Annotated in this window: 27 protein-coding genes; 7 read left to right on the top strand and 20 right to left on the bottom strand. The window is 73.2% G+C overall.

What is annotated here, in order from left to right:
- Window positions 1–135: 135 nt before the first annotated feature.
- The gene (locus tag ACZ6O5_RS24350; RefSeq protein WP_465980094.1) at window positions 136–2,916 is read right to left on the bottom strand and encodes a DEAD/DEAH box helicase; all 2,781 of its coding nucleotides are present in this window, start codon (window positions 2,914–2,916) and stop codon (window positions 136–138) included.
- An 86-nt stretch (window positions 2,917–3,002) separates the two neighbouring features.
- Here ACZ6O5_RS24350 and ACZ6O5_RS24345 point away from each other — a divergent pair, with 86 nt between their 5' ends.
- Window positions 3,003–3,767: an HAD family hydrolase gene (locus ACZ6O5_RS24345; protein WP_465980093.1), complete on the top strand. Its 765-nt coding sequence runs from the start codon at window positions 3,003–3,005 to the stop codon at window positions 3,765–3,767.
- Between the two features lie 99 nt (window positions 3,768–3,866).
- Window positions 3,867–4,793, top strand: coding sequence for an EamA family transporter (locus tag ACZ6O5_RS24340; RefSeq protein ID WP_465980092.1), 927 nt, complete (start codon window positions 3,867–3,869; stop codon window positions 4,791–4,793).
- Here the strand turns inward: ACZ6O5_RS24340 and ACZ6O5_RS24335 are convergent.
- On the bottom strand, window positions 4,756–5,682 hold the full coding sequence (locus ACZ6O5_RS24335) for a diacylglycerol kinase (RefSeq protein WP_465980091.1): 927 nt from the start codon (window positions 5,680–5,682) through the stop codon (window positions 4,756–4,758). The genes ACZ6O5_RS24340 and ACZ6O5_RS24335 overlap by 38 nt on opposite strands.
- A 95-nt stretch (window positions 5,683–5,777) precedes the next feature.
- On the opposite strand from ACZ6O5_RS24335, the gene ACZ6O5_RS24330 reads away from it, so the two are divergent.
- Entirely contained in the window at window positions 5,778–6,524 is a 747-nt protein-coding gene (locus tag ACZ6O5_RS24330; protein ID WP_465980090.1) for a hypothetical protein, read from the top strand.
- A 58-nt stretch (window positions 6,525–6,582) separates the two neighbouring features.
- Here the strand turns inward: ACZ6O5_RS24330 and ACZ6O5_RS24325 are convergent, their stop codons facing one another.
- Window positions 6,583–7,233 (bottom strand): fasciclin domain-containing protein, encoded by a 651-nt coding sequence (locus ACZ6O5_RS24325; RefSeq protein ID WP_107155602.1) that lies wholly within the window; start codon window positions 7,231–7,233, stop codon window positions 6,583–6,585.
- Window positions 7,234–7,337: 104 nt separating this feature from the next.
- Window positions 7,338–8,036: a hypothetical protein gene (locus ACZ6O5_RS24320; protein ID WP_465980089.1), complete on the bottom strand. Its 699-nt coding sequence runs from the start codon at window positions 8,034–8,036 to the stop codon at window positions 7,338–7,340.
- Between the two features lie 150 nt (window positions 8,037–8,186).
- Here ACZ6O5_RS24320 and ACZ6O5_RS24315 point away from each other — a divergent pair, with 150 nt between their 5' ends.
- Entirely contained in the window at window positions 8,187–9,071 is an 885-nt protein-coding gene (locus tag ACZ6O5_RS24315) for an ABC transporter substrate-binding protein (RefSeq protein ID WP_465980088.1), read from the top strand.
- 80 nt (window positions 9,072–9,151) lie between these two features.
- On the opposite strand, the gene tatC is transcribed toward ACZ6O5_RS24315, so the two are convergent.
- The 5 genes from tatC to ACZ6O5_RS24290 all read right to left on the bottom strand — a co-directional run bounded on the left by tatC (window position 9,152) and on the right by ACZ6O5_RS24290 (window position 12,898).
- Entirely contained in the window at window positions 9,152–10,105 is a 954-nt protein-coding gene (gene tatC / locus ACZ6O5_RS24310; protein WP_465980087.1) for a twin-arginine translocase subunit TatC, read from the bottom strand.
- Window positions 10,106–10,125: 20 nt separating this feature from the next.
- Window positions 10,126–10,446: a Sec-independent protein translocase subunit TatA gene (tatA, locus tag ACZ6O5_RS24305; protein ID WP_465980086.1), complete on the bottom strand. Its 321-nt coding sequence runs from the start codon at window positions 10,444–10,446 to the stop codon at window positions 10,126–10,128.
- A gap of 188 nt (window positions 10,447–10,634) precedes the next feature.
- On the bottom strand, window positions 10,635–10,877 hold the full coding sequence (locus tag ACZ6O5_RS24300) for a hypothetical protein (protein WP_374709255.1): 243 nt from the start codon (window positions 10,875–10,877) through the stop codon (window positions 10,635–10,637).
- A 15-nt stretch (window positions 10,878–10,892) separates the two neighbouring features.
- Window positions 10,893–11,903, bottom strand: a complete 1,011-nt coding sequence (locus ACZ6O5_RS24295) for a helix-turn-helix transcriptional regulator (RefSeq protein WP_465980085.1) — start codon at window positions 11,901–11,903, stop codon at window positions 10,893–10,895.
- Window positions 11,900–12,898, bottom strand: a complete 999-nt coding sequence (locus ACZ6O5_RS24290; protein WP_465980084.1) for a helix-turn-helix transcriptional regulator — start codon at window positions 12,896–12,898, stop codon at window positions 11,900–11,902. Before ACZ6O5_RS24290 ends, ACZ6O5_RS24295 begins: the two co-directional genes overlap by 4 nt.
- A gap of 126 nt (window positions 12,899–13,024) precedes the next feature.
- On the opposite strand from ACZ6O5_RS24290, the gene ACZ6O5_RS24285 reads away from it, so the two are divergent.
- Together ACZ6O5_RS24285 and ACZ6O5_RS24280 are read left to right on the top strand one after the other, a co-directional pair.
- A complete protein-coding gene (locus ACZ6O5_RS24285; RefSeq protein ID WP_281940770.1) occupies window positions 13,025–14,014 on the top strand; it encodes a cation diffusion facilitator family transporter in 990 nt (329 codons plus the stop codon).
- A 44-nt stretch (window positions 14,015–14,058) separates the two neighbouring features.
- Complete coding sequence (locus ACZ6O5_RS24280) at window positions 14,059–15,144, top strand: DUF3866 family protein (RefSeq protein WP_465980083.1); 1,086 nt, start codon at window positions 14,059–14,061, stop codon at window positions 15,142–15,144.
- Between the two features lie 20 nt (window positions 15,145–15,164).
- On the opposite strand, the gene ACZ6O5_RS24275 is transcribed toward ACZ6O5_RS24280, so the two are convergent.
- From ACZ6O5_RS24275 to arc, 8 genes are all read right to left on the bottom strand, one after another.
- Window positions 15,165–15,389, bottom strand: a complete 225-nt coding sequence (locus ACZ6O5_RS24275; protein ID WP_465980082.1) for a hypothetical protein — start codon at window positions 15,387–15,389, stop codon at window positions 15,165–15,167.
- A gap of 60 nt (window positions 15,390–15,449) precedes the next feature.
- Window positions 15,450–16,808, bottom strand: coding sequence for a Pup--protein ligase (gene pafA, locus ACZ6O5_RS24270; RefSeq protein ID WP_465980081.1), 1,359 nt, complete (start codon window positions 16,806–16,808; stop codon window positions 15,450–15,452).
- Between the two features lie 124 nt (window positions 16,809–16,932).
- A complete protein-coding gene (gene prcA, locus ACZ6O5_RS24265; protein WP_465980080.1) occupies window positions 16,933–17,766 on the bottom strand; it encodes a proteasome subunit alpha in 834 nt (277 codons plus the stop codon).
- Window positions 17,767–17,829: 63 nt separating this feature from the next.
- Window positions 17,830–18,669, bottom strand: coding sequence for a proteasome subunit beta (prcB, locus tag ACZ6O5_RS24260; RefSeq protein WP_199199544.1), 840 nt, complete (start codon window positions 18,667–18,669; stop codon window positions 17,830–17,832).
- Entirely contained in the window at window positions 18,588–19,274 is a 687-nt protein-coding gene (locus ACZ6O5_RS24255) for an endonuclease domain-containing protein (protein WP_465980079.1), read from the bottom strand. Before ACZ6O5_RS24255 ends, prcB begins: the two co-directional genes overlap by 82 nt.
- Before the next feature lie 21 nt (window positions 19,275–19,295).
- A complete protein-coding gene (locus ACZ6O5_RS24250) occupies window positions 19,296–19,502 on the bottom strand; it encodes a ubiquitin-like protein Pup (RefSeq protein ID WP_046562769.1) in 207 nt (68 codons plus the stop codon).
- A gap of 106 nt (window positions 19,503–19,608) precedes the next feature.
- Window positions 19,609–21,126 (bottom strand): depupylase/deamidase Dop, encoded by a 1,518-nt coding sequence (gene dop, locus ACZ6O5_RS24245; RefSeq protein WP_465980078.1) that lies wholly within the window; start codon window positions 21,124–21,126, stop codon window positions 19,609–19,611.
- 141 nt (window positions 21,127–21,267) lie between these two features.
- Window positions 21,268–23,049 (bottom strand): proteasome ATPase, encoded by a 1,782-nt coding sequence (gene arc / locus ACZ6O5_RS24240; protein ID WP_107155587.1) that lies wholly within the window; start codon window positions 23,047–23,049, stop codon window positions 21,268–21,270.
- Between the two features lie 176 nt (window positions 23,050–23,225).
- Between arc and ACZ6O5_RS24235 the strand changes: the two genes are divergently transcribed.
- A complete protein-coding gene (locus ACZ6O5_RS24235) occupies window positions 23,226–23,519 on the top strand; it encodes a ferredoxin (RefSeq protein ID WP_465980077.1) in 294 nt (97 codons plus the stop codon).
- Window positions 23,520–23,621: 102 nt separating this feature from the next.
- On the opposite strand, the gene ACZ6O5_RS24230 is transcribed toward ACZ6O5_RS24235, so the two are convergent.
- The 3 genes from ACZ6O5_RS24230 to ACZ6O5_RS24220 form a co-directional block, all read right to left on the bottom strand.
- Window positions 23,622–24,194, bottom strand: a complete 573-nt coding sequence (locus tag ACZ6O5_RS24230; RefSeq protein ID WP_343447548.1) for a hypothetical protein — start codon at window positions 24,192–24,194, stop codon at window positions 23,622–23,624.
- A gap of 149 nt (window positions 24,195–24,343) precedes the next feature.
- Complete coding sequence (locus ACZ6O5_RS24225; RefSeq protein ID WP_465980076.1) at window positions 24,344–25,288, bottom strand: tRNA (adenine-N1)-methyltransferase; 945 nt, start codon at window positions 25,286–25,288, stop codon at window positions 24,344–24,346.
- Window positions 25,285–26,427, bottom strand: a complete 1,143-nt coding sequence (locus ACZ6O5_RS24220) for a M50 family metallopeptidase (RefSeq protein ID WP_465980075.1) — start codon at window positions 26,425–26,427, stop codon at window positions 25,285–25,287. Before ACZ6O5_RS24220 ends, ACZ6O5_RS24225 begins: the two co-directional genes overlap by 4 nt.
- Window positions 26,428–26,457 lie beyond the last annotated feature (30 nt).

Below are 26,457 nucleotides of genomic sequence, written 5' to 3'. Positions count from 1 at the left end.
GTGACCCGACGCGCCCCGGCAATGATCCGGCAGTGTCTGACCAGTCATGACGGCGGCCCCCTCATGTTCGGGGGGTGCCGTCGCGATGACGCAGCGATGCGTCGATTCACCGCCGACGGTGACCGAAAGTGATCGTCAGGCGGAGGCGTGGTAGGCCAGGACGCCCCGGTTCACGGCCGAGATCGCCTGCCGCGCGGTGGAGCGCAGCTCGGTCGACGCGCCACCCGAGTCGGCGAGCTGGCCGAGCAGGTCGACCACCTGTCGGGCCCACCGGACGAAGTCGCCGGCCGGCATCTCGCCGTCGATCTGGTGCCCGCTGGCGAGCACCTTGGCCAACGCCTCCCCACGCGCCCACCGGTAGACCGGCCAGGCGAAGCCGAGATCCGGCTCGCGGGTGACGGCCAGACCGCGGGCCGCCTCGTCCGCCTCGATGTCGCCCCACAGCTTCAGCGTCTCGTCGACCGCGTCGCCGACCGCACCGCGCGGCAGCGACGCCCGCTCGTCGACGTCCCGCCGGGCCTCGAAGACCACCACCGACACGGCGGCGGCCAGCTCGGCCGGGGACAGCCCGTCCCACACCCGGCGGCGCAGGCACTCGGCGACCAGCAGGTCGGCCTCGGTCCAGATCCGGGCCAGCGTCCGGCCGGCGTCGGTGACCTCACCGTCGGGGGCCAGGTAGCCGCGCGCGGTCAGCAGCGCCACGATCCGGTCGAACGTACGGGCCAGGGAGCCCGTCCGCCCGCTGACCCGCTCCCGCAGCTCCTCGGTGTCGCGCTCCAACCGGCGGCGGCGCTCCGCCCAGCGGGCGTGCTCCTCCCGGTCGGGGCAGGCGTGGCAGGGATGCCCGCGCAGCTCGACGCGGAGCTGGCTGAGCCGGTGGTCCTCCCCCACCGCCTGACGGGACCGGCCGCCGCGCCGGCCGCCGTGCCGGTCCAGCCCGGTGCCGCTGACCGCGGCGGCCAGGTCGCGCCGGGCCGCCGGGGAGCGGTGGTTGAAGTGCTTCGGGACCCGGATCCGGGTGAGCACCTCGGCCGGGGTGGTGAAGTCGCCGGGGCTGACCCGGCCGGCCCAGCGGTCCTGGGTGAGCACCAGCGGGCGCGGCTCCCCGAACCCACCGGTCGCCGGGTCGAGGACCACGGCCAGGCCGGCCCGCCGGCCGGACGGCACCCGGATCACGTCACCGACCCGTAGCCGCTCCAGCGACGCGACGGCCGCCGCCTTGCGCTGGGTCTGCCCCTGCCGGGCGATGGCCCGCTCCCGGTCGGCGATCGCCACCCGCAGCGCGAAGTACGCGTCGAAGTCGCCCTGGTGGCAGGTGGCCTCCGCGCCGTACGCCTCGATCGTCTCGGTGTTGCGCTGCACCTGCCGCGCCAGGCCGACCACCGAGCGGTCCGCCTGGAACTGGGCGAACGAGGACTCCAGCAGCTCCCGGGCCGGCGCCGCGCCGACGCTGCCGACCAGGTTGACGGCCATGTTGTAGGACGGCCGGAAGCTGGACCGCAGCGGATAGGTGCGGGTGGAGGCGAGGCCGGCCACGTGCCGGGGGTCGGTCTCCGGCGACCAGACCACCACCGCGTGCCCCTCCACGTCGATGCCCCGCCGGCCGGCCCGGCCGGTGAGCTGGGTGTACTCCCCCGGGGTGAGGTCGACGTGGGCCTCACCGTTGAACTTGACCAGGCGCTCCAGCACCACGCAGCGGGCCGGCATGTTGATGCCCAGCGCGAGCGTCTCGGTGGCGAAGACGGCCTTGACCAGGCCGCGGACGAACAGCTCCTCGACGACCTCCTTGAACGCGGGCAGCATGCCGGCGTGGTGGGCGGCGAGCCCACGCTCCAGCCCGTCGAGCCACTCCCAGTAGCCCAGCACGGACAGGTCCTCACCCGGGATCGCGGTGACCTTGGACTCGACCACTCGGCGAATCTCGGCGCGCTCGTCGGGCGAGGTCAGCCGCAAGCCGGCGGCGAGGCACTGCTGCACGGCGGCGTCGCAGCCGGCCCGGCTGAAGATGAACAGGATCGCCGGGAGCAGCCCCTCCCGGTCGAGCCGGTCGACGATGTCCGGGCGCATCGGGCCCCGCCAGCGGGGGCCACGCCGCCCGCCGCCGGGGCCGGCGCTGCGCCCCTCACCCAGCTCCAGCCGGCGCACCGTGTCCCGGGTGTGACGCAGCAGCTCGGGGTGGACGTCGTGCTTGCGGGCCGCGTCGGCGTCGTGGAACAGGTCGAACATGCGCTTGCCGACCAGCATGTGCTGCCAGAGCGGCACCGGCCGGTGCTCGGAGACCACCACCGCGGTCTCGCCGCGCACGGTGACCAGCCAGTCGGCGAACTCCTCGGCGTTGGAGACGGTGGCCGACAGCGAGACCAGGGTCACCGACTCCGGCAGGTGGATGATCACCTCTTCCCACACGCCGCCCCGGAACCGGTCGGCCAGGTAGTGCACCTCGTCCATCACCACGTAGGCGAGGCCCTCGAGCGTTGCCGAGCCGGCGTAGAGCATGTTGCGCAGCACCTCGGTGGTCATCACCACCACGGGCGCGTCCCCGTTGATCGCGTTGTCGCCGGTGAGCAGGCCGACCTGCGCGACGCCGTAGCGGTCGACCAGGTCGTGGTACTTCTGGTTGGACAGCGCCTTGATCGGCGTGGTGTAGAAGCACTTGCGCCGCACGGCCGGCCCGTCACCACCAGGCGTGCCGCGCAGCGCCAGGTGCACGGCGAACTCGCCCACCACCGTCTTGCCGGCGCCGGTGGGCGCGCAGACCAGCACGCCGCTGCCCCGCTCCAGGGCCTCGCACGCCTCCCGCTGGAAGTCGTCGAGGTCGAACCCGAGATCGCGGGAGAATTCGTCCAGGGCCGGGAAGGCGTAGGCCTGCGCGGCCCGGCGGCGCGCCGCGGCGTACCGCTCGGCGGGGCTCGACATGCATCCAAGATTAATCGGTACCGCCGACGACCACCGGTCAAGGCCGTCCGGCAGGGCCGTCGGAGCGGGTCGGTAGGGTGCACGACGTGCCGGACCGTACCGAACTGCCCCACGCCTCGCGCGGCGCCGACGACGCCGTCCGCCCGAGCCCGTCCCGCCGGCCCGTGGAGGCGGTGCTCTTCGACTTCCACGGCACCCTCGCCCAGGTCGAGGAGCCGCTGGCCTGGGTGCGCGCCGGCGCGGCCGCCTGCGGGGTCGAACTGGACCGGATCAAGGCCACCTCGCTCGCCGACCGGCTGCTCACCGCCGGCCGGGCCGGCGGCCCGCTGCCCGCCCGGGTGCCGCCCCGGCTGGCCGAGCTGTGGGCCGACCGCGACCTCTATCCGCACGCCCACCGGGGGGCCTACACCGGGCTGGCCGAGACCGTCGACGCCGGCATCGACGGGCTCGCCGACGCGCTCTACGAGCGGGTGCTGGTGCCCGAGGGCTGGTTGCCGTACCCGGACACCGCGCCGGTGCTCGGCGCGCTGCGGGCGGCCGGGGTGAAGACGGCGGTGGTCAGCAACATCGGCTTCGACCTGCGACCGCTCTTCACCGCCTGGGACCTGGACGCGCTTGTCGACGCGTACGCGCTGTCGTACGAGGTGGGGCGCTGCAAGCCGGACCCGGGCATCTTCCTGCGGGCCTGCGGGCTGCTCGGCGTCGACCCGGAGCACACGCTGATGGTGGGCGACACCCCGGCCGACGCCGGCGCGGTGGCGGCCGGCTGCGGCGTGCTGGTGCTGCCGTGCGCCGAACCCGGCCGGCCGAACGGGCTGGGCGCCGTGCTCGACCTGGCCGGCGTCCGGTGACCGGCCACGCGTCGGGTCGTCGAGCCGGCCGCGCGGCGGAGCCTCGGGCCGGCCGCCCGGCGGAGCGCCGGGGCCGGCGTGCCCGGCCCGATGTCCGGCATGCCGGCTGAGGTCAGCGGCGGCACCGCCCGCCGCCCCCTGCCGCCGGGCCGGCTCGGTGGGGTGGCGCTGGTGCTCGGCGGGGCGTTGTCCGTGCAGTTCGGCTCCGCGCTGGCCGCCTCGTTGTTCCCGCGTACCGGGGTGGCCGGGGCGGTCACGCTGCGGCTCACTCTCGGCGCGCTGCTGATGCTCGTCGTGTGCCGGCCCCGGCTGCGCGGGCACCGGCGCGGCGACTGGGCTGCCGTGGTCGCGTTCGGGCTGGCCCTGGCCGGCATGAACTCGATCTTCTACCAGGCGATCGGACGGATCCCGCTCGGGCCGGCCGTGACGCTGGAGGTGCTCGGCCCGCTGGCGCTCTCCGTGGTCGGGGCGCGCCGGGTCGCCGCGTGGTGCTGGGCCGGGCTGGCGCTGGCCGGGGTCGCCCTGCTCGGGCAGGGCGGCTTCGACCGGCTGGACCCCGTCGGCGCGGCGCTGGCGCTGGCGGCGGGCACGATGTGGGCGGCGTACATCGTCTGCTCGGCCCGGGTCGGCGCGCGGTTCCCCCGGGCCGACGGGCTGGCCCTGGCCCTCACCGTGGCGGCGCTTGTCACCCTGCCGATCGGGCTGGTCGACGCGGGCGGCCGGCTGACCGACCCGGCGGTGCTGGGGCTCGGCGCCGGGCTGGCGCTGCTCGCCTCGGTGCTGCCCTACAGCCTGGAGCTGGCGGCGCTGCGGCGGCTGCCCACCGCCACGTTCGCGGTGCTGATGAGCCTCGGACCGGCGATCGCCGCGCTGGCCGGCTGGCTGGTCCTCGGTCAGGCGCTGCACCCGGTCGAGGTGCTCGCCATCGCGCTGGTGGTGGCCGCGAGCGCGGGCGCGGTCCGCGCCGCCGCCCCACCACCGGCCGTGGTCAGCTCAGCAGCCGCAGCGCCGCCGGCACGGCGGTGACGGTCACCGGCAACGGGAACGCCCGCTCGCCGTCCACGTACGTGGTGATGCCGTCGGCGGCCAACTCCACCGTCCGCGCCCGGTAGGTCCGTACCAGCGGGTGCGTGACGTGGGTGCCCCGGTAGATGCGAGGCTTGACCCGCATCAGCGTGCGCCTGTCGAAGCGACCGCCCACCACCACGTCCAGCAGCCCGTCGGTCGGGTCGGCGTCCGGACAGATCCGCATGCCGCCGCCGTAGCTGGCCGCGTTGCCGACCGCGACCAGCACCGCGTCCACCTCGTGCGGCACGCCGTCGAGTGTGAGCCGGTAGCGGCGGGGGCGCAGCCGCGCCAGCTCGACCAGGATCGCCAGGTCGTAGCGGCGCCGACCGCGCGGCCAGCGCATCCGGTTGGCCCGCTCGTTGACGATCGCGTCGAAGCCGGCCGCGAGCACCGCACCGAACCAACGGTCGTCGTCGCCGGGCCGGGACAGCCGGGCCAGGTCCACCGGGCGGGTCCGGCCCGCGGCCAGCGCGGCGGCGATCACGTCGACGGCGGCGAGCGGGTCGGCCGGGTAGCCGGTGTCCACCGCGAAGTCGTTGCCGGTGCCGGCCGGGACCGGCCCGAACGGCACCGCCGTGCCGGCGACCGCCTGCACCGCACGGTGCACGGTGCCGTCGCCGCCGACCGAGACCAGCGCCCCGGCGCCGCCGGCCACCGCGGCGTGGCACGCCGCCTCCGCCTCCCCGGCGGTACGCGCGCGCAGCAGCTCCACCGGGCGGCCGGCGGCATCGAGGCGCGCCAGGACCTCCGGCAGCAGGCCCCGGTGCCGGCCCCGGGCGGCGGTCGGGTTGGCGAGCACGGCCACCGGGCCGGGCGGGACATGATCGGGCGCGGTCACGGCGAGCACGGTACGACACGGGGCGCACCGCCCACCAGGGGAGACACCGACGCCGGTGATCGACGGGTCCACGGCGCGAACGACCGTACGGCATACTCCGCGCCATGCGTTCCCGCACGCTGATCGCCGTCCTCACCCCGTTCGCGCTCGCCCCGTTCGTGCTGGCCGCCGGGCTGTGGTGGGCGCACCGGCCGGGCGAGACGCCCTGGCACGACAGCGCGGTCGCCGACGCGACCGGGACGGTCGACCGGCTGGAGAGCCGGTTCGACGTCGACCACCTCTACAAGGCCGACGAGTTCGTGCACGCCGCCGGGCAGGAGGAGGCGGTGGAGGTGCTCCAGGTGCGCGGCGAGACGCACTGGCAGACCGGGGTGACGTTGGTGCTGCGGGTGACCGGGCACGGGGTCGGCGTCAACGACTGGGGCGAGCGGGTCGAGGGCACCGAGCCGGTCTGCTTCCGGCTGAACCTCGGCCCCGAACGGGACGACCGCGACGACGACATCGACTGCCCCACCGGCGACCCGCTGCCGATCCCCCGGGACCCGTCCCTCACCGGCGTCGACGCTCGGCTCCGGGCGGCGCTCACCCGGTCCGGCCCCGACGAGGCCGCGGTCCGTGCCGCCGTGGCCGGCCTGGAACTCGACCCGGCCGTGCGGCAGGAGATCGCCGTGCGGGGCGGCACGGTCGGCGTGGCGCTGCGGGCCAGCCAGTACGACTGCCTGCTCGCCCGCGTCGGCCCGACGGGCGCCGCCGAGACCTGGCGGCCCTCCCACGTCCAGCTCGCCCCCGGTGAGCTGAGCTGTTCCGCCGGGCTGGCGTTGAGCAGCCGGTTCGGCCACCCCGTCCGCTGACCGGCGACACGACGACGGCGCCCGGCACGGAGCCGGACGCCGTCGGAAGGAACGTGGGTCAGGGCAGGTCGACCGGGCGCAGCACCCGGTCCACCGCGTGGGCGATCTGCTTGTTGCCCTTGTTGATGTCGTAGCGGACCACCCGCGCGTCACGGTCGTTGGTGTCCGCGTCGACCAGGCGCACCTGCTTGCCGTACCAGCAGTGCCGCACGTCGACCTCGACGGAGGCGCCGAGCGCGGTCGACAGCTCCGCGCCGTCGGCCTTCAGCGCCGCCTTCCGGTCGATCGTGGCGCCCGGCACCACGTGGTAGAGCAGCACGTTCTCCACGGTGTCCACACCCAGGCCGGCGACCCCGTCGAACGCGGCCTTCTCGCTCGGCAGCGTCCGCGCGTGGGTGATGTCGCGGACCAGCTCGCGGAACGCGTAGTCGTTCGGCACGAACGCGGTCAGCGCGACCGTGCCGTCGGTGAGCACCTTCACCGGCGAGTTCGGCTTCGCCTCCAGCACGGTCAGGACCGCCTTGGTGAGCACGTCGAAGTCCCGCGCGTTACGGTCGAAGCCGCTCTTGTCGGCGGTGAGCACCGCGGCCAGCGAACGCGTGCCGGGCTGCTTCGCGCCGGCCTGGGCGGGCGCGGCGGCGACGGCGGTGGCCACCGCCGCGGCCGTGGCGCCCACGGCCAGCCGGGCGGCGAGACGAGCGATGTTCATCGGGGAGCCTTTCGTCGAGGCGACCAGGTCCGTGACTGTCGTCACGACCCTTGCTTCGCCCGCACCGTCCCCGATGGATGCACCCGCGTCGCAAACTCTTCCGGTCAGCGCACCACCAGCCGCTTGCTCAGCGACGGCACCCCGTCGCCCTTGACCTTGAGCGTCCAGTTCCCGGCCGCGCCCAGGGCCACCACCGTCTCGGCGGTGCCGTTCGGCTCCGCCTTCAGCTCGGCGATCCGCTTGCCGTCCGGGTTGAGCACGTACAGCGTCCGGGCGCCGGCGGTCTTGTTGGTCACCTTCAGCGAGAGCTTCTCGCCGGGCTCGGCGATCAGCCCGTCCGCGCCGGTGAGCGTGTCACCGGTCAGCTCGACGGAGACCGCCCGGTCGTACGCGGTCTCGGCCGCGGCGCTGGCCACGTTGCCGTCGTCGGAGACGGTGATCCGGGTCCGCACCCCGTCGCCCTGCCGGCCCGGCTTGCAGGCCACCTCGTAGGAGCCGGTGGCGAGCGTGGCGCGCAGGTCGCCGGTGCGGCCCGCCGGCACGTCGGCCACCTCGGCGATCACCTTGGTGAAGCCGTCGCCCTCCCGACCGTAGACGTAGACGCCGGTGGCCTGCTGCCCCCGGTTGGTCACGGTGAAGGTCACCGTGCCGGGGGTGAACAGCGTGGTGGTGACCTCGCAGCTGGTGTCGGTGGCGGTCACCGGAACCTGCTCGCCCTTCGGCGCGGGCTCGTCGTCGCCGCAGGCGGTGAGCGCGGTGGCGGCACAGAGGACGGTCAGGACGGCGGCGGTACGGCTTTTCATCGGGGCTCTCCGGAGCGGAGGTCAGCGCGCTGACCGGGACGGGCGTGGGACTCGGCGGAGTCAGCAGAGTCTAAGCGGGCCGGCGGTGGCGGCAAGGCCCGAGGGCGACTCGAATGTGCAGCCGCGCGCCGGGCCGGCATGATGGGCGGCATGCGTCTGGTTTCCCTGCTCCCGTCGGCCACCGAGATCGTCTACGCGCTGGGCCTCGGCGACGACCTGGTCGGGGTGACGTTCGAGTGCGAGGTGCCACCGTCGTACCGGGCCGGCGTCACGGTGGTGGTGGGCGGTCGGGACACCCGCGGCATGAGCCCCGGCGAGATCGACGCGTACGTGCGGGAGCGGGTCGCCGCCGGCGACGACCTGTACACGTTGCACGCCGGCGCGCTGGCCGGGTTGGACCCGGACCTGATCCTCACCCAGGACCTGTGCCGGGTCTGCGCGCTGCCGTCCGGCCGGGTGGCCGACGCCGTCGACCATCTCGGCGCGCGGGCGGAGGTGCTGTCGCTCGACCCGTACACGCTCGACGACGTGCTGGGCACGATCCGCGCGGTGGGCGCGGCGGCCCGGGTGCCGGACCGCGCCGAGGCCCTGGTGGACGGCCTGCGCGCCCGGCTGGCGGCGATCCGGTCGGCGGTGGCCGGCCGGCCCCGGCGGCGGGTCGCCGTGGTCGAGTGGGTGGACCCGCCGTTCGGCGCCGGGCACTGGATCCCGGACCTGGTGGACGTGGCCGGCGGCGAGCCGGTGGCCACCAGTGCGGGGGCCCGGTCCACACCGACGACCTGGGCGGACCTGCGTGCCGCCGAGCCGGAGGTGGTGCTGGTCGCGCCGTGCGGCTTCCGGCTCGACGGGGCCGCCGACCAGGCCGGCGCGGTGGCCGGGCACTTCCCGGACGCGGAGGTCTGGGCGGTGGACGCGGACGCGCTCATCGTGCGGGCCGGTCCCCGCCTGGTCGACGGCGCCGAGGCGATCGCCGCGGTCCTGCACCCCGACGCCGTCGCGCCGCTGTCCCCCACCGCCGCCCGCCGGGTGGCCTGAGCCCCGATCCACCCCACCTCCCGCAACGGCGAACGCCGCCCCCGAGGAGCGGGGACGGCGTTCGGGACGAGCGGAAAGGGTCAGGTCATGTCGTCGTAGCGGCGCTCGATCGGCGCCGGCGCGGCGACCGGCTCGGGGGCCGCCACCGGGGCGGACGCCTCGATCCGGGCGCCGGTCGGCACCGGCTCGTTCGACAGGTCCAGCGGCGACACCTCGTCGTCGTCGATACCGGCGTAGACCTCGCGCCCACGTCCACGCCGTTTGTCGTTGAGGAACGCCAACCCCACCGCGCCGAAGTAGAGCGCGGAGAGGCAGAACGCCAGCGCCGTCATGCCGAACGGGTCCGGTGTCGGCGTGACCACCGCGGAGAACGCGAAGAACACGAAGATCGCCACGCGCCACCAGCTCAGCAGCCGCTTCGCGCTGGCCAGGCCGACGAAGTTGAGCATCAGCACGATCAGGGGGAACTCGAACGCCACCCCGAACAGCAGGATCAGGTTGGTGACAAACCCGATGTAGCGGGTGATGTCGAGCGTGGTGGTGACGTCACCGCCGCCGGAGACGTCGAGCAGGAACTCCAGGCCCTTGGCGGTGACGAAGAACGCCAGCACCGCACCGGCCGCGAACAGCGGCGCCGCCAGGGCGGTGAAGAAGTAGGCGTAGCGCCGCTCGTGCCGGTGCAGGCCGGGCGCGATGAACGCCCAGAGTTGGTACAGCCACACCGGCGCCGCGATGATCAGGCCGACCCAGAGGGAGACCTTCATCTGCAGCAGGAACAGGTCGGCAGGACCGAGCTGCACGAAATTGCAGTCGCCGTTGATCAACCGCGCCTTGGGCAGGTCGCAGTAGGGCTTCTGCAGCAGGTGCATCACCGGCCCGGACAGCCAGACGCCGAAGCCGAAGCCGAACAGGATCGCCAGTGAGGCCCGGAACAGTCGGTTACGCAGCTCGCGGATGTGCTCGATGAGCGTCATCGAGCCGTCGGCGGCGCGCGCGAACGTGCTCGGCCCGCGCTTCTTCAACCCGAAGGCCACGGTGATGAGGCCCCTTCGGATCAGTTCTCGCGGACGCGCTGCACCGGGTCGACCGGCGGGGCGACCGGCTGCTGCGGCTGCGGAGCATACTGCTGCTGGGGCTGCGCGAACTGCTGCTGGCCCTGGACCGGCTGCTGCGGCGGGAGAGGCTGGTAGGCGGCCTGCGCGTCGGCCTTCTCGGCCAGGTCACGGTCGTCGTCGTGCAGGCTCTTCGTCTCGGCCTTGATGATCCGCAGCGAACGGCCCAGCGAGCGGGCCGCGTCCGGGAGCCGCTTCGCGCCGAACAGCAGGATCAGCACGACCACGAGTACGGCGATGTGCCACGGCTTGAGGGCACCCATGGGAAGCTCCAGTCGCTCTGTGTCGGTGGTGAGGTGGGTCGCCGCCCATCGTACGTGCGTCGCAGCGGCTTGCCACCCCTGCCGGGCCCGCTGGTGCCGACCCGGTCGGTGAAGTCTCGGCCAACCCGAAGTGTCCCGTCAACCACCCGTCCCGGCGCATTCGGGTGGGAAACGGCACGCGTCGATCACTACTCCCCGCGCTTGGCCTTGATCAACGTGATCCGCTCCTGCGCGACGGTCGCCCGCTCCTGGAGCGCCTCGGCCCGCGCCTGCAACTCCTCGGCGGCCGAGCGCAGCGACTCCGCCTCGACGGCCCGGCGCTGCAACGCCACCGCCGAACGGCGCAGCCGGGACAGCCGGGCCACCACCGGGCGGACCGCCAGGGCCAGCACGACCAGCGCGAACAGCACGACCCCGAGCACGATCCACATCACCACGCGGTCAGCCTATCGGGTGACGCCGGTGACCGCCGGACCGGCGGTGCCGGTCGGGACCGCGTACGCGTCAAGCGCGGCGACCGCCTGCGCGCGGACCTGCTCGGCCAGCTCGGCCGGGGCCACCACGGTCGCGTCCGGGCCCAGCCCGAGCACGAACCGGCGGGCCCAGCCGAGGTCGGTGACCCGCAGCGACACCAGCCACTGCTCGCCGTCGGCCTCGACCCGCTCGCACGGATAGTATTCGGTGATCCACCGCTCGCCCCGGCCGATCCGTAGCGTGATCAACGGCAGCTCGGCCGACGGCCGGAACACCCCGTCCCGCAGGTCGTGCGGGCGGGCCTGCGGCGGCACCACGGCCCGCTCCGGCAGCTCGGTGACCGCGTCGATCCGGTCGGCCCGGAACAGCCGGACCGCCTCGGCGCGGCGGCACCACGCCTCCACGTACGCCCGGCCGCCGACCGACAGCATCCGCAACGGGTCGATGGTGCGTTCGGTGGACTCGTCCCGCGCCGGCGTGTAGTAGGTGATCCGCAGCGCGCGGCCCCGCTCGACCGCGGCGCGCAGCTCCCGCACCCGGTCGGTGTCGCCGGGCAGCAGCACCTCCACCGGCGCGCCGCCCAGGTCACCGGCCGCGCTCTCGATCTTCGCCAGGGCCCGCTCCACCGCCTCCCGGTTGGCCACCCCGGGCGTCTCGGCGAGCATTCGCAGCGCCACCACCAGGGCCAACGCCTCGTCGGGGGTGAGCCGCAGCGGCCGGTCGATGCCGGCGTCGTAGGTGATCGTCACCCGGTCGCCGTCGAACGCCATGTCGATCAGGTCACCGGGGCCGTAACCCGGCAGCCCGCACACCCAGAGCAGCTCCAGATCCTCCCGGAGCTGCCGCTCGGTCACGCCCAGGTCGTGCGCCGCCTCGGCGATCTCGATGCCGGGGCGGGCCAGCAGGTAGGGCACCAGGTTGAGCAGCCGGGCCAGCCGGTCGGCCGAGGCACGGCCGGCGCGGGCCGCCGCCGGCCGGGTCACCGGGCACCCCCGGCCACCGCCAGCTCGTCGTGCCGGGCCGCGACCTCCTTCAACCGCTGGATGACCGCCTCCCGAACCTCCGGCGGCTCCAGCACCCGCACGTCCGGGCCGTACCCGACGATCTGGCCGGCCAGGAACTCGGCGTCGGCGTACGGCAGCACCAGCCGGTCCCCGTCCGGCCCGGCGTCGCTCTCCACCGCCCAGCGCCGCAGCCCGGCGGCGCGGCCCGGCGTGACCAGCACGGTCGCCCGGCCGGTGCGCTCCACCGGCCCCGACCAGCGGGCCACGTGACTGATCAGGTCCACCCCGGCGGGCGGCTGGTAGGCACCCGGCTCGCCGGTCGCCCGGACCGCGCCGACGACCCGGGAGAGCCGGAAGCAGCGGGTCGCCGCCCGGTCCAGGTCGTGACCGACCACGTACCACCGGCCGCGCCAACACACCACGCCCCACGGCTGCACCCGGCGGCGGGTCGGCGCGTCCCGGTCCGGCACCCGGTAGTCGAAGGCGACCTCCCGGCGGTCCCGCGCGGCGGCGGTCAGCGGGGCGAACGCCGGATCGACCGTCACCATCGGCTCCAGACCCAGGGTGGCCTGCGGGTCCACGTCGATGCCGGCGGCGCGCAGCTTCGCCAGCCCCGAGGAGGCGGCGGCGGCCAGGCCGGCGTGCTGCCACAGCCGGGCCGCGATGCCCACCGCGGCGGCCTCGTCCGGTTCCAGCGGGATGTCGGGCAGCGCGTACTCCCGGTGGGCGATCCGGTAGCCCGGCTCGGCGTCGAAGACGCTCGCCGTGCCGGTCTCCAGCGGCACGCCCAGCTCCCGCAGCTCGGCCTTGTCGCGCTCGAACTTGCGCTGGAACGCCTCGTGGTCCTTGGCGTCGTCCGGGTCGTGCTCGTAGCCGGGCACGGTCGCGGCGATCTGGGCGGCGGTCAGGAAACGCCGCGTCGACAGCAGGCAGATCACCAGGTTGACCAGGCGTTCGGTACGGGTCCGGGACACGTACCGAACGCTAGCAGCCCGCGCGTCCGACGCGGGCACCCACGCGGGCGCGGCGCGCGGTCACCACCCGAGCGGCCCCGTCCGCCTCACCGCGCGGCCCCTCCGGACCGGCCATAGGGTGAGCCCATGGCGGAACCGGAAGTCAAGACCGAGAGCGTCGGCACCGTCGTGGTGGCCGGCGCGGCGAACCTCGCCATCGCGATCGCCAAGCTGGTCGCGGGCCTGCTCTCCGGTTCCGCGGCGATGCTCTCCGAGGCCGCCCACTCGGTCGCCGACACCACCACCGAGGTGCTGCTCTACCTGGCGCTGCGGCGCGGCGCGCGGCCCGCCGACCCCCGGCACCCGTTCGGGTACGGCAAGGAGAGCTACGTCTGGGCGTTCCTCGCCGCGCTGTTCACGTTCGTGGCCGGCGCCGGTTTCGCCATCACCCACGGCGTCACCACCATCCTCGTGCACGAACACACCGGCGACTACCTGGTCGCGTACGTGGTGCTGGCGATCTCGTTCGCCATCGAGTCGGTGTCGCTGGCCCGGGCCGTCCGGCAGGTGCGCGGCGAGTCCCGGCGCTGGCGCACCACTCCCCGCCGCTACCTGCGGCTCACCGCCGACACCACGGTCAAGGCGGTCTTCCTGGAGGACAGCGCCGCGCTGATCGGCCTGCTCATCGCCGCCGCCGGGCTCACCCTGTCCCACCTCACCGGCGACGAGCTCTACGACGGCGTCGCCTCCATCCTCATCGGCGTGCTGCTGCTGGTGGTCGCCGCGATCCTGGCCCACAGCAACATCTCGCTGCTGGTCGGCCGCGCCGTCTCGGAACGCACCCACCGGCAGATCGAGCAGGAGCTGGCCGCGCTGCCGACGGTCGACCGGGTCGACACGCTGATGACCATGTTCCTCGGCCCGGAGGACATCCTGGTCGCCGCCAAGGTCGACTTCCGCGACGACGCCACCGGCGCCGAGATCGAGGCCGCCGCCGACGAGGCGGAACGCCGACTCACCGGGCGGTTCCCGGAGATCGCGTACGTCTTCCTCGACCCCACCCGGTCCCGCGCCACCGGCCGGCGCGCCCGGACCACCCAGGACGAACCCGGTCGACCCGTCGACCAGGACGCCTGACCCGGCCGTCGCCCGCCCCGCCGCCGGCCGATAGGTTGCCGGTCATGGTGCGATGGCGGTCCGGCACGGTCACGACGGTACGACGACGGTGGGCCGGTGCCGTGGAACTCGACGTCGACCTTCCCGACGGCGCCCGGATGCGGGCCCTGGCCTACCCGGCGCTGGTCGGCGACCCGGAACCCGGCGACCGCGTGCTGCTCAACGCCGGCGCGCTGCTGATGGGCCTCGGGACCGGCGGTTACGCCCTGGTCGTCGCGCTGCCCGACCGGCTCCCCGCCGACCCGCCGCAGGCCGGCGACAGCCGCGACGCCGGGCACCTCGTCAAGGCCCGCTACACGCCGCTGCAACCGATCCTGCTCGGCGTCGACGAGGAAGCCTCCCCGCACCACCACCGGCTGGCCACCGCCGAGTCCGTCGACGGCATGCCGGTGGTCACCGCCGACCTGCACTCCGCCCTGCCGGCGATCCTGGCCGGCGTGCACGCCGACGCCCCGCACGCCCGGATCGCGTACCTGCTCACCGACGGCGGCGCGCTGCCCGCCTGGTTCTCCCGCACCCTCGCCGGCCTCGCCGGCCACCTCGCCGGCACGGTCAGCGTCGGCCAGGCGTTCGGCGGCGACCTGGAAGCCAGCACGCTGCACAGCGGCCTGCTCGCCGCCCGGCACGTGCTCCACGCCGACCTGGCGATCGTCGCCCAGGGGCCGGGCAACCTCGGCACCGGCACCCGTTGGGGCTTCTCCGGCGTCGCCGTCGGTGAAGCCGTCAACGCGGTCGCCACGCTGGGCGGACGCCCGGTCGGCTCACTGCGGATCTCCGACGCCGATCCCCGCCCCCGGCACCGCGGCGTCTCCCACCACAGCCTCACCGCGTACGGCCGGGTCGCGCTGGCCCCCGCGGAGCTGGTCGTGCCCGACGGCCTCGACCCGGAACTGGCGGCGGACGTGTCGGCGGCGCTGGCACCGCTGGCGGACCGGCACCGGGTCGTCACCGTGCCCACCGACGGCCTCGACGCGGCGCTGCGCGCCAGCCCGGTCGGGCTCTCGACGATGGGCCGCGGCCTCGACGCCGACCACGCCTACTTCCTGGCCGCCGCCGCCGCCGGCCGGTACGCCGCCGGCCTGCTCGGCTGAGCCACCCCGCCGGCCCGGCCTCAGCCGAAGAAGACGATCAGCCCGATCCAGGCCGCCACGATCACCGCCAGCGCGACCGCCATCGCCCACGTCGGCACCCTGTGGTCGCCGCGGCGGTTGCGCGCGATCTCGGCGCGGATCTTCTCCCGCCGCCGGTCGATCCACTTGAGTTTCTCGGCGCCGCCGTCCCGCTCGCGGCCGGAGGTCTGGCCGCGCTCGCGGCCCTGCGGTTCGGAAGTGTCCATGGCGGGGCCAGCCTACCGGGGCCGCGGCGGCCGGCACCAAGGCACCGGCCGCCGCCGCGCTCACATGCTGGCGATCAGCCGCTCCACCCGCTCGTCGTACGCGCGGAACGGGTCCTTGCAGAGCACCGTGCGCTGCGCCTGGTCGTTCAGCTTCAGGTGCACCCAGTCGACGGTGAAGTCACGCCGCTTCTCCTGCGCGTGCCGGATGAACTCACCACGCAGCCGCGCCCGGGTGGTCTGCGGCGGCGTCTCCTTCGCCTCGAAGATCTCCGGGTCGTTCGCCACCCGGTCCACCTCGCCCCGGCGCTCCAGCAACCCGTACAGCCCCCGGCCACGACGCAGGTCGTGATAGGCCAGATCCATCTGCGCCACCCGGGGATGCGACAGCGGCAGGTCGTGCTTGCGCTGGTAACGCTCGATCAGCTTGAGCTTGCTCACCCAGTCGATCTCGCGCGCCACCGGGTCCAGGTCACCGGTCTCCACCGCCCGCAGCACCCGCCCCCACAGTTCCACCACCCGCTTCGCGGTCTGGTCCCCGCCCCGGCGCTCCACGAACTCCGTCGCCTTCGCGAGGTATTCCTGCTGGATCTCCAGCGCCGAGACCTCCTTGCCGGAGGACAGCCGAACCTTGCGCCGGCCGGTGATGTCGTGCGACACCTCACGGATGGCCCGGATCGGGTTCTCCAACGTCAGGTCCCGCATCACCACGCCGGCCTCGATCATCCGCAGCACGAGGTCGGCGGTGCCGACCTTCAGCAGCGTGGTGACCTCGTTCATGTTGGAGTCGCCGACGATGACGTGCAGCCGGCGGTAGCGCTCCGCGTCCGCGTGCGGCTCGTCCCGGGTGTTGATGATCGGCCGGCTCCGGGTGGTCGCCGACGAGACGCCCTCCCAGATGTGCTCCGCCCGCTGCGACAGGCAGTAGACCGCGCCGCGCGGCGTCTGCAACACCTTGCCCGCACCGCAGATCAACTGCCGGGTGACCAGGAACGGAATCAGCACGTCGGCCAGCCGGCCGAACTCTCCGTGCCGGGACACCAGGTAGTTCTCGTGGCAGCCGTACGAGTTGCCGGCCGAATCGGTGTTGTTCTTGAACAGGTAGATCTCGCCCGCGATGCCCTCGTCGTGCAGCCGCTTCTCCGCGTCGACGAGCAGCCCCTCCAGGATCCGCTCGCCGGCCCGGTCGTGCGCCACCAGGTCGGTCACCGAGTCGCACTCCGGCGTCGCGTACTCCGGATGCGAGCCCACGTCCAGATAGAGGCGGGCTCCGTTACGCAGGAAAACGTTGCTCGACCGGCCCCACGACACCACCCGCCGGAACAGGTACCGCGCGACCTCGTCGGGGGAAAGACGGCGCTGCCCGCGATAGGTGCAGGTGACGCCGTACTCGGTCTCGAGGCCGAAGATTCGCCGCTCCATGATGAGACATTAGCCGCCCGGAGCCCCCGATGGGCAGCGCCCGCCGTCAGCGTCGTACGCCGGGACCCCCGGACAGCGACGAACCCCGCCACCTCAGCGATGTGGCGGGGCTCGGAAGCCGGTGTCACTCGCCGGGCGCGTCCTCCCGATTGCCCTCCAGGTCGGCCGAACCCGCCGACGTGATCGGCTTCTTCGCCTCCTCGGTCGGCACCGTCGGCGTCTTCGCCCGGCCCGGCGCCGGCGCGACGTCCCCCTCCGCGTCGCCGTCCAGCAACGCGGTCAGCGCCGCGCCGGTGATCCGCCGGAACGTCCGGCCCACCCGGCGCCGGTCCAGGACCGCCACCTCCAACTGGTTCGCCGCGATCGTCCGGGCCGCCCCGCCCTCACCGCCGACGCTGCTCAGCGCCTTCATCGCGGCGCGTACCGCCTCCGACAGCGACATCTCCGGCCGGTGCTCGTTCTTCAGCACCCCGGCGATCGCCTCGGACTGGCCGCCCATCGCCATCCGGCCCGGCTCGTCGTTGACCGAGCCGTCGTAGGTCACCCGGTAGAGCGAGTCGTCGTCCGGCGAGGCAGCCACCTCGGCCACGCAGATCTCCACCTCGAACGGCTTCGACTGCTCGGTGAAGATGGCGCCCAGCGTCTGCGCGTACGCGTTCGCCAACGCCAGCCCGGTCACGTCGCGCCGGTCGTAGCTCAGGCCGTTGAGGTCGGCCATCCGCACCCCGGCGCGCCGCAGGTTCTCGAACTCGTTGTACCGGCCGACCGCGGCGAAGCCGATCCGGTCGTAGATCTCGCTGACCTTGTGCAGCGTGCTGGACAGATTCTCGGCGACGAAGAGCACCCCGCCGGCGTAGCTCAGGACCACCGCGCTGCGGCCCCGGGCGATGCCCTTGCGGGCCAGCTCGGAGCGGTCGCGCATGATCTGCTCGGGCGAGGCGTAGAACTGCATGGCCACGGCGGCGGTTCTCCTTCGTACCTGTGGTGCGGGACTGCTGACTCGGTGGACGTGCGAGCGGGGTCAGCCGCCGGGGTTCTCCATCCGACCGGACACCACGCTCTCCGCGATCGCCGCCGTCTCGGCGTCGGTGAGCCGGTGGGTGCCCTCGGCCGTCGCGGTCATCACGACCGGGTAGATCCGCCGGGTCAGGTCGGGGCCGCCGGTGGCGGTGTCGTCGTCCGCGGCGTCGTAGAGCGCCTCGACGGCCAGCCGCGTCGCGTCGTCGACCGACAGGCCGGCCCGGAAGCGCTTCTTCAGCGCGGACTTGGCGAACAGCGAGCCGGAGCCGATCGCGTCGTAACCGGTCTCCTCGTAGGGACCGCCGGTCACGTCGAAGCTGAAGATCCGGCCGGCCCGCGCCGGGTCGCTCGCGGCCAGGTCAAAGCCGGCGAACAGCGGGACCACGGCCAGGCCCTGCATGGCCGCGCCCAGGTTGCCCCGGATCATCGAGGCCAGCCGGTTGGCCTTGCCGTCGAGCGAGAGCATCGCGCCCTCGATCTTCTCGTAGTGCTCCAGCTCCACCTGGAACAGTCGCATCAGCTCGATGCCGATGCCCGCCGTGCCCGCGATGCCGACAAGCGAGTACGCGTCGGCCGGGTGCACCTTCTCGATGTCCCGCTGGGCGATCAGGTTGCCCATGGTGGCGCGGCGGTCGCCGGCCATGACCACGCCGTTCGCGGCCGCGATCGCCACGATGGTGGTCGCGTGCGGCGCCAGGTCGGCGGCCATGCCGGGCGGCAGCGGCCGACGACCCGGCAGCATCTCGGGGGCCGCCTTGCTCAGGAACGTGGTGAAGGAGGACGTCCCCGCGTTGGTGAACACATCTGGAAGACGCCCGGATGGATCAAAACCCGCTGCCACGTGGTTCCTCTCAGGTATGTGATCGCCCCGGCCAGGTTGTCGAGGTTGTCCTTGAACTGGCCGAGACCGCCGTTGCAGTTGAAGCAGAGTATCCCGCGGACCCATCCGGTGCGATGATCGTGGTCCAGATGTTCCGGATCGGGACGCCGGCAGATCGCGCACACGCCGCCCTGCTCGGCCAGGAGGTCCTGGAACTCCTTCTCCCCGACCCCGTAGCGGCGACGCAGGTGGTACTCGCGATTGCCGCCGTAGAGCCGCTGCCGCGTTTCCTTGCCCTTCTCGTTGTGGCACGGCTTGCAGTATCGGCCGTAACCACCCCGCCCGGACCGATTGCGCGGGAAGTCGTCGAGCACTTTCGTCTCGCCGCATGTCGGGCAACGACGGTGGCCATCCGGAACGGCTGGCAGCTCCCGCACCTCCCGCCCTTGCTTCTCCTTCAGGCGCCTGGCGTAGCTCGCCTTCGAACGAAGGTTGAAGCAGGGCTTGCAGTAACTGCCCCGGCCGTCAGGGCGACGACTGTTGGCGCAGAACTCTTCGAGCGGCTTCCACTCGTGACAGTCCCGACAACGGCGGTAGCCATCCCGGTCGTCGGAGTTCTTGGGCATGTCCGATTTGACCGACTAGACCTATTCGCCCCCTTTCTGTACATAGCCCCTGACGAACTCTTCTGCGTTCTCCTCCAGGACGGAGTCGATCTCGTCGAGCAGGTCGTCGACGTCCTCGGTGATCTCGGCGTGCCGCTCGGCCACCTCGGGATTGGCCTGCGCGGTGACCTCCTCGACCTCCTCGTGGGACTTGCCGGACTGGGTCTGCCCACCCTCTTGCGTCGCCATGGTGGTGCCTCCTCCACGATCGCCTGCGATCAACTTACCTCGCGCGGGCGACGAAAAGCCCGCCGCGCGCCGGGTTCGGCACGCAACGGGCCTTCCGGCAACCGGCTCAGCCGCCGGTCAGCAGCTCCAGCAGATCCTTGGCGCTCTCGCACCTGTCGAAGAGCTGACCGACGTGCGCGCGGGTGCCCCGCTCGGGCTCCATCATCGGCACCCGGACCAGCGACTCCCGGCCCACGTCGAAGATGACCGAGTCCCAGCTCGCGGCCACCACCTCGGAGGCGTACTGGGCCAGACACCGGCCGCGGAAGTAGGCCCGGGTGTCCTCCGGCGGCTCGGTCATCGCGGTGCGGGTCTGCTCGTCGGTGAGCAGCGTCTTCATCGAGCCGCGCTGGACCAGCCGGTGGTAGAGGCCCTTCTCCGGCCGCACGTCGGAGTACTGCAGGTCGACCAGTTGCAGCTTGTGCGAGCCCCAGCCGAGCTTCTCCCGCTCCCGGTAGCCCTCCAGCACCCGCAGCTTGGCCACCCAGTCCAGCTCGTCGGCGCACTCGAAGGCGTCGCGGCCGAGCCGGTCCAGCACGCTCTCCCAGCGGTCCAGCACGTCGGCGGTCTGCGCGTCCACGTCGGGGCCGTACCGCTCGTCCACGAAGGAACGGACCCGCTCGTGGTAGGCCCACTGCACGTCCAGCGCGGTCAGCCGGCGACCGTCGCGCATCCGCATGAGGTGCTTCAGGGACGGGTCGTGGCTGACCGCGCGCAGCTCACCCACCGGGTCGGCGATGCCCAGGTCGGCGCCGAGCGCCTTCTCCTCGATCATGGCGAGGATCAGCGACGTGGTGCCGACCTTGAGGAACGTGGAGATCTCGGAGAGATTGGCGTCGCCGATGATGACGTGCAGCCGGCGGTACTTGTCCGCGTCCGCGTGCGGCTCGTCGCGGGTGTTGATGATGGGCCGCTTGAGCGTGGTCTCCAGCCCGACCTCGACCTCGAAGAAGTCAGCACGTTGGGAGATCTGGAAGCCGCTCTGGCCGCCGTCCTGACCGATGCCCACGCGGCCGGCGCCGCAGACGATCTGCCGGGTCACGAAGAACGGCGTCAGGTACGCCACGATGTCGGCGAACGGTGTCTGCCGGCGCATCAGGTAGTTCTCGTGGGAGCCGTAGCTGGCGCCCTTGTTGTCGGTGTTGTTCTTGTACAGGTGGATCGGGTGGGTGCCCGGGATGGTGGCGGCCCGTCGGGCCGCCTCGGCCATCACCCGCTCGCCCGCCTTGTCCCAGCGGACCACGTCGAGCGGGGTGGTCACCTCCGGGGTGGAGTATTCGGGGTGGGCGTGGTCGACGTAGAGCCGGGCGCCGTTGGTGAGTATCACGTTGGCCAGCCCGAGGTCCTCGTCGGCGAGCGCCTCGGCTGGGTCGTACGCCGCCCCGGAGTAGGTGAACCCGCGGGCGTCGCGCAGGGGCGACTCCTCCTCGTAGTCCCAGCGGGCCCGTCCGCCCCGGTTGAGTTCCGGTCGCGCCCCGTAGGCGTTGACCACCTGCGAGGAGGTGACCATCGGGTTGGCTCCGGCCTGGCCGGGCACGGAGATGCCGTACTCGACCTCGGTGCCCATGATCCGTCTGACGCTCATCGACCTGCCCGCTCCGCTCGCCGTCCCGGTCCCCGTCACGTCGAGCGTAGTCGGCACATCGACGGTAGGTGGCGCGCCGTCCCGCTCGGAGACGACCGACCGGGGCGGCGCCGGTGTGGCGCCGCCCCGGTCGGGCCGGTCTCAGAGGTACTGGCCCGTGTTGCTGGCGGTCTCGATGGACCGGCCGGCCTCGGTGCCCTTGCCGCCGGAGACGAGCGTGCGGATGTAGACGATCCGCTCGCCCTTCTTGCCGGAGATGCGGGCCCAGTCGTCCGGGTTGGTGGTGTTGGGCAGGTCCTCGTTCTCCCGGAACTCGTCGACGCAGGCGTCGAGCAGGTGCTGCAACCGCAGCCCCTTGCGCCCGGAGGTGAGGAACTCCTTGATGGCCATCTTCTTGCCCCGGTCGACGATGTTCTGGATCATCGCGCCGGAGTTGAAGTCCTTGAAGTAGAGGACTTCCTTGTCGCCGTTGGCGTACGTGACCTCGAGGAAGCGGTTCTCCTCGGTCTCGGAGTACATCCGCAGGACGACGGCGTCGATCATCGCGGCCACGGTGGCCTGCGGGTCGCTGCCGTGTTCGGCCAGGTCGTCGGCGTGCAACGGCAGGTCGGCGAGGACGTACTTCGTAAAGATGTCCTTGGCCGCCTCGGCGTCCGGCCGCTCGATCTTGATCTTCACGTCGAGCCGGCCGGGCCGCAGGATCGCCGGGTCAATCATGTCTTCCCGGTTGGAGGCGCCGATGACGATGACGTTCTCCAGCCCCTCCACGCCGTCGATCTCGCTGAGCAGCTGGGGAACGATGGTGTTCTCCACGTCGGAGGAGACGCCGGAGCCGCGGGTGCGGAAGATCGAGTCCATCTCGTCGAAGAACACGATCACCGGGGTGCCCTCGCCGGCCTTCTCCCGGGCGCGCTGGAAGATCAGCCGGATGTGCCGCTCGGTCTCGCCGACGTACTTGTTGAGCAGCTCGGGACCCTTGATGTTGAGGAAGAAGCTGGTGTGCCGGTCCTTGCCCAACCGCTCGGCGATCTTCTTGGCGAGCGAGTTGGCCACCGCCTTGGCGATCAGCGTCTTGCCACAGCCGGGCGGACCGTAGAGCAGGATGCCCTTCGGCGGCCGGAGCTGGTGCTCACGGAACAGGTCGGCGTGCAGGAACGGCAGCTCCACCGCGTCGCGGATCTGCTCGATCTGCGCCTGGAGGCCACCGATGTCCTCGTAGTCGACGTCGGGCACCTCCTCCAGGACCAGCTCCTCGACCTCACTCTTCGGGATCCGCTCGTACGCGTACGCCGAGCGGGGCTCGATCATGAGTGAGTCGCCGGCCCGGATCGGGCTGCCGATCAGCGTCTCGGCGAGGTGCACGATGCGCTCCTCGTCCGAGTGGGAGACCACAAGCGCCCGGTCACCCGGCGCGCCGTCCGGACCGACCAGGATCTCCTTGAGCATCACCACCTCGCCGACCCGCTCGAAGCCGAACGCGTCGACGATGTTGAGCGCGTCGTTGAGCAGGACCTCCTGCCCACGGCGCAGTTCGTCGGTCTCCAGCGAGGGCGAGACGGCGACGCGGAGCTTGCGCCCACCGGTGAACACGTCCACCGTGCCGTCGTCGTGCTTCGCCAGGAAGACGCCGTAGCCACTGGGTGGCTGGGCGAGCCGGTCGATCTCCTCCTTGAGCGTCACGATCTGCGCGCGAGCCTCCTTGAGGGTGCTCACGAGCCGCTCGTTGTTCTCGGTCAGCCGCGCCAACTGTGCCTGGGTGGCCGCCAGCCGCTCTTCGAGCTGCCGGACGTGTCGGGGGCTTTCGGTCAACTTGCGCCGCACCAGAGCGAGTTCCTCTTGCAGGAACGCGACCTGCGTGGAGAGATCGTGGGCTTCCTTTTCCCACCGTGCGGCGCGCGAGTCCGCGTCGTCGCTGCGTGCCACGTCCCACCTCCCCGGGGGGCTTGAACGTTCTGAGCTAACACTAGCCGCTATGAGCCCGATTCGGTCCTCCGCAACGCGCTCGTCACCGAAGCTTGATCGCCAAGGGCTGGTCGACGGGCGGGTACGGGCGTTCGGGTACCGTCAGAGTCCGGGACGGGAGAACATGGGGGGTGCTTGTGACCGACGTCGCGACCGACCAGTTGCAGGTCTGGGTCGACCAGGACCTCTGCACGGGTGACGGGCTGTGTGTGCAGTACGCCCCGGAGGTCTTCGAGTTCGACGTCGACGGCCTGGCGTACGTCAAGGGCCCGGACGGCGAGCTGCGGCAGGCCCCGGGCGCCCGGGTGGACGTGCCGGAGCACCTGCGCCTCGAGGTGATCGACTCGGCGAAGGAGTGTCCGGGCGAGTGCATCCACGTGACGCGGAGCAGCGACGGCGTCGAGGTGGCCGGCCCGGAGGCCGAGGACTGACGCACGGCTGACGCGGCCCGGGGACCCCGTCCCCGGGCCGCGTCGTGCCGCCTGGGCCGCCACCGACTCAGAGCCCCGGTCGGCGCAGAGCATGGGCCGGCTTCAGAGCATGGGCCGGCCGACCACCGAGGCCACCAGCCGGGCGAACTCCTCCAGCCGGGTGATCTGCCCGGCGCCGCCGTCGTCGAGCGTCTTGCCGAAGCGCAGCGCGTCGTGCCGCGGGGTACCGGCCGCCTCGTCGCTCGGCGGCGCCTCGTCAAGCGAGCTGAGCAGCAGGTACACGTCGATGCTGTCGACCCGGACCGTGCCGTCCTCGGCGCGGGTGAGCCGGCGCCGGCAGCCGACCTCGGTGACCGTGGAGACCGGCACCACCCGCAGCGACGAGGTCATCGCGCCGGGCGGCCCCTCCCCCGGCGGCACGTCCTCGCCGTGCCAGAGCACCAGCCGGCTGCCGTCGCAGACCACGACCTCCTGCCACACCCCGTTGACCTCGTTGACGAAGCGTTCCAGCGTGAAGCCGAGCACGGAGGCCCCGCGCAGCACCCCGCCGAGCGCCTCCAGGGCGATGTCGGGGTCCCGCAGGTACGCCCGGGCGGCCGATTCCAGGTCGGCGTAGGGCGACCAGTCGGGGAAGACGGCGGGCATCTCGCCGTTGCCGTAGCCGGGACTGCTCACGCCACCTCCCGTCGACCGGTACCGCCGGGGCCGGGACGGACACGCCCACCGCGCGTCCCGGTCCGCTCTGTCATGCTTACCGTCTCCGGTGTCGTCGTCCCCACGGGCACACATGATCCGCCCGACCGTGGGCGGTTCGCGCGGCGGGGTCAGGACTGGTCGGGCTCCTCCGCCGGCCGGGCCGCCGCCGCGGCGCGCAGGGCGTCGCGGCGCTGCGCGTACGCCTCGGCGCCCTTGCTGGGCTTGCGCCGACGCGGCGGCGCGGTGACCCCGGGGGCGAGCTTGCGGGCGGAGACCAGGAACGCGGTGTGCGCGATCATGCGGTGGTCCGGCCGGACCGCGAGACCCTCGGCGTGCCAGTCGCGGACCATCGACTCCCAGGCGCGCGGCTCGGTCCAGCCGCCGCGCTCACGCAGCGCCTCGACCAGCTCGGAGAGCTGCGGCGTGGTGGCCACGTAGCCGATCAGCACGCCGCCGGGGACCAGCGCCCGCTCGACCATGTCGAGCATCTCCCACGGGGTCAGCATGTCGAGGATGATCCGGTCGAAGCCGGTCTCGGCGCAGCCGGCGACGTCGCCGACGTGCAGCCGCCAGGACGGGTGCGGGCCGTTGAAGAACGCCTCGACGTTGCGCCGGGCGATCTGGGCGAAGTCGTCGCGCAGCTCGAAGGAGTGCAGCTCCCCCTCGGTGCCGACGGCGCGCAGCAGCGAGCAGGACAGCGCGCCGGAGCCGGCGCCGGCCTCCAGCACCTTGGCGCCGGGGAAGATGTCCCCCATCGCGACGATCTGCGCCGAGTCCTTCGGGTAGATCACCTGCGCGCCGCGGGGCATGGAGAGCACGTAGTCGGAGAGCAGCGGTCGCAGCGCCAGGAAGGCGGTGCCGCCGCCGGCGGTGGTGACCACGCTGCCGTCGGGCAGGCCGATCAGCGTGTCGTGCTTGAGGATGCCGCGGTGGGTGTGGAACTCCTTGCCGGGCTCCAGCGTCACGGTGTGCATCCGGCCCTTCGGGTCGGTGAGCTGGACCCGGTCGCCGATCCGGAACGGCCCGCGGTGGACCGGGGGCAGCGCCGGGACGGTGGAGTTCTCTGCGGTCACGTGTTCGTCTTCCGTTTCGGTTCGAGGAGCTGGGCGAGGTCCGCGACGTGGAGCACGCCGACCACATCTTCGCCTGCCGTCACCAGGTACTGCGCGCCCGGGTGGGTGCGGACGGTCTCCAGCACCCGCTCGCCGTCCGCGCCGACCGGCAGGGCGGGCAGCGCGGCCAGGCCGCGCGCCACCTCGTCCACCGCGAGCCACGGCCGCCGTTCCGGGGGTACGCCGGCGGCGCGCGCCGGGTCGACAAGCGCGACGGTCCGGCCGGCGGAGTCGACCACGGCGAGCGCGGCGTCCGGCGTGCCCGCCTCGGCGCGGCGGCGCTGCGCCTCGGCCAGCGGCGTGCCGGTGGGCACCGGCAGCAGCGGGCGGGCCAGCCGGGTCAGGTCGACCAGGTGCAGCCGGCGACCGATGCGGGCCAGTCGGATGGACTGCCCGGCGCCCCGCCACAGCGTCAACGCGACCAGCAGGAGCAGCGGCAACGCCAGCGGGGCGAGCGCCCGGCGCAGCGTGAGCGCCACCACCAGGGCCAGCGTGCCCAGCGCCACGGCCCGGCCGACCCAGCCGGCCACCTCGGTGCCCCGGTGCCGGTCCCGGGTGAGCGCCCAGACCGCGGCGCGCAGCGCGCGCCCGCCGTCCAGCGGCAGCCCGGGCAGGCTGTTGAAGATCGCCACCACCACGTTGCTGACCGCGAGCTGGAAGGCGAGCTGGTGGCCGAGGGTGCCGGCGGGCAGCGTGAGCGTGGCGGCGACCGCGCCGGCGCCGAGCACGGCGGACACGGCCGGGCCGGCCAGGGAGATCAGCAGCTCGGTCCGGGGGTCGGGAGCGTCCCGGTCCATCTCGGTGTAGCCGCCGAGCAGTTCCAGCGTGATTCCCCGCACACCGATGCCGAACCGGCGGGCGGTGAGCGCGTGTCCCAGCTCGTGCAGCAGCACGGAGCCGAGCAGCGAGACGACGAAGCCGAAGCCGACCAGGTAGCCGCCGAGCGGGCCGAGGTCGAGCTGGCGGCGGGCCAGCGCCGCGTAGAGCACGGTGACCACGACGGTGAGCAGCAGCATCGACGCGTCGGCGCGCAGCGGCACGCCGAAGACCCGGCCGAGGCTCAGCCCGGGCCGGCGCGGCCGTCGGGTCCGCTGCTCCACCCCGGCGATGCTACGCGTCTGTAGATCATG

Source organism: Micromonospora sp. NPDC049201 (genome assembly GCF_055586805.1).
The sequence above is the reverse complement of the archived record's forward strand: the minus strand, read 5'-3'. Positions and strand labels throughout refer to the sequence as shown.

What these genes read in the sequence shown, in the direction of transcription:
- ACZ6O5_RS24350 (WP_465980094.1), bottom strand. Translation starts at nt 2,916, where the DNA reads ATGTCGAGCCCCGCCGAGCGGTACGCCGCGGCGCGCCGCCGGGCCGCG.
- ACZ6O5_RS24340 (WP_465980092.1), top strand. Translation starts at nt 3,867, where the DNA reads ATGCCGGCTGAGGTCAGCGGCGGCACCGCCCGCCGCCCCCTGCCGCCG.
- ACZ6O5_RS24330 (WP_465980090.1), top strand. Translation starts at nt 5,778, where the DNA reads ATGCGTTCCCGCACGCTGATCGCCGTCCTCACCCCGTTCGCGCTCGCC.
- ACZ6O5_RS24325 (WP_107155602.1), bottom strand. Translation starts at nt 7,233, where the DNA reads ATGAACATCGCTCGTCTCGCCGCCCGGCTGGCCGTGGGCGCCACGGCC.
- ACZ6O5_RS24320 (WP_465980089.1), bottom strand. Translation starts at nt 8,036, where the DNA reads ATGAAAAGCCGTACCGCCGCCGTCCTGACCGTCCTCTGTGCCGCCACC.
- ACZ6O5_RS24315 (WP_465980088.1), top strand. Translation starts at nt 8,187, where the DNA reads ATGCGTCTGGTTTCCCTGCTCCCGTCGGCCACCGAGATCGTCTACGCG.
- tatA (WP_465980086.1), bottom strand. Translation starts at nt 10,446, where the DNA reads ATGGGTGCCCTCAAGCCGTGGCACATCGCCGTACTCGTGGTCGTGCTG.
- ACZ6O5_RS24300 (WP_374709255.1), bottom strand. Translation starts at nt 10,877, where the DNA reads ATGTGGATCGTGCTCGGGGTCGTGCTGTTCGCGCTGGTCGTGCTGGCC.
- ACZ6O5_RS24285 (WP_281940770.1), top strand. Translation starts at nt 13,025, where the DNA reads ATGGCGGAACCGGAAGTCAAGACCGAGAGCGTCGGCACCGTCGTGGTG.
- ACZ6O5_RS24280 (WP_465980083.1), top strand. Translation starts at nt 14,059, where the DNA reads ATGGTGCGATGGCGGTCCGGCACGGTCACGACGGTACGACGACGGTGG.
- ACZ6O5_RS24275 (WP_465980082.1), bottom strand. Translation starts at nt 15,389, where the DNA reads ATGGACACTTCCGAACCGCAGGGCCGCGAGCGCGGCCAGACCTCCGGC.
- pafA (WP_465980081.1), bottom strand. Translation starts at nt 16,808, where the DNA reads ATGGAGCGGCGAATCTTCGGCCTCGAGACCGAGTACGGCGTCACCTGC.
- ACZ6O5_RS24255 (WP_465980079.1), bottom strand. Translation starts at nt 19,274, where the DNA reads ATGCCCAAGAACTCCGACGACCGGGATGGCTACCGCCGTTGTCGGGAC.
- ACZ6O5_RS24250 (WP_046562769.1), bottom strand. Translation starts at nt 19,502, where the DNA reads ATGGCGACGCAAGAGGGTGGGCAGACCCAGTCCGGCAAGTCCCACGAG.
- dop (WP_465980078.1), bottom strand. Translation starts at nt 21,126, where the DNA reads ATGAGCGTCAGACGGATCATGGGCACCGAGGTCGAGTACGGCATCTCC.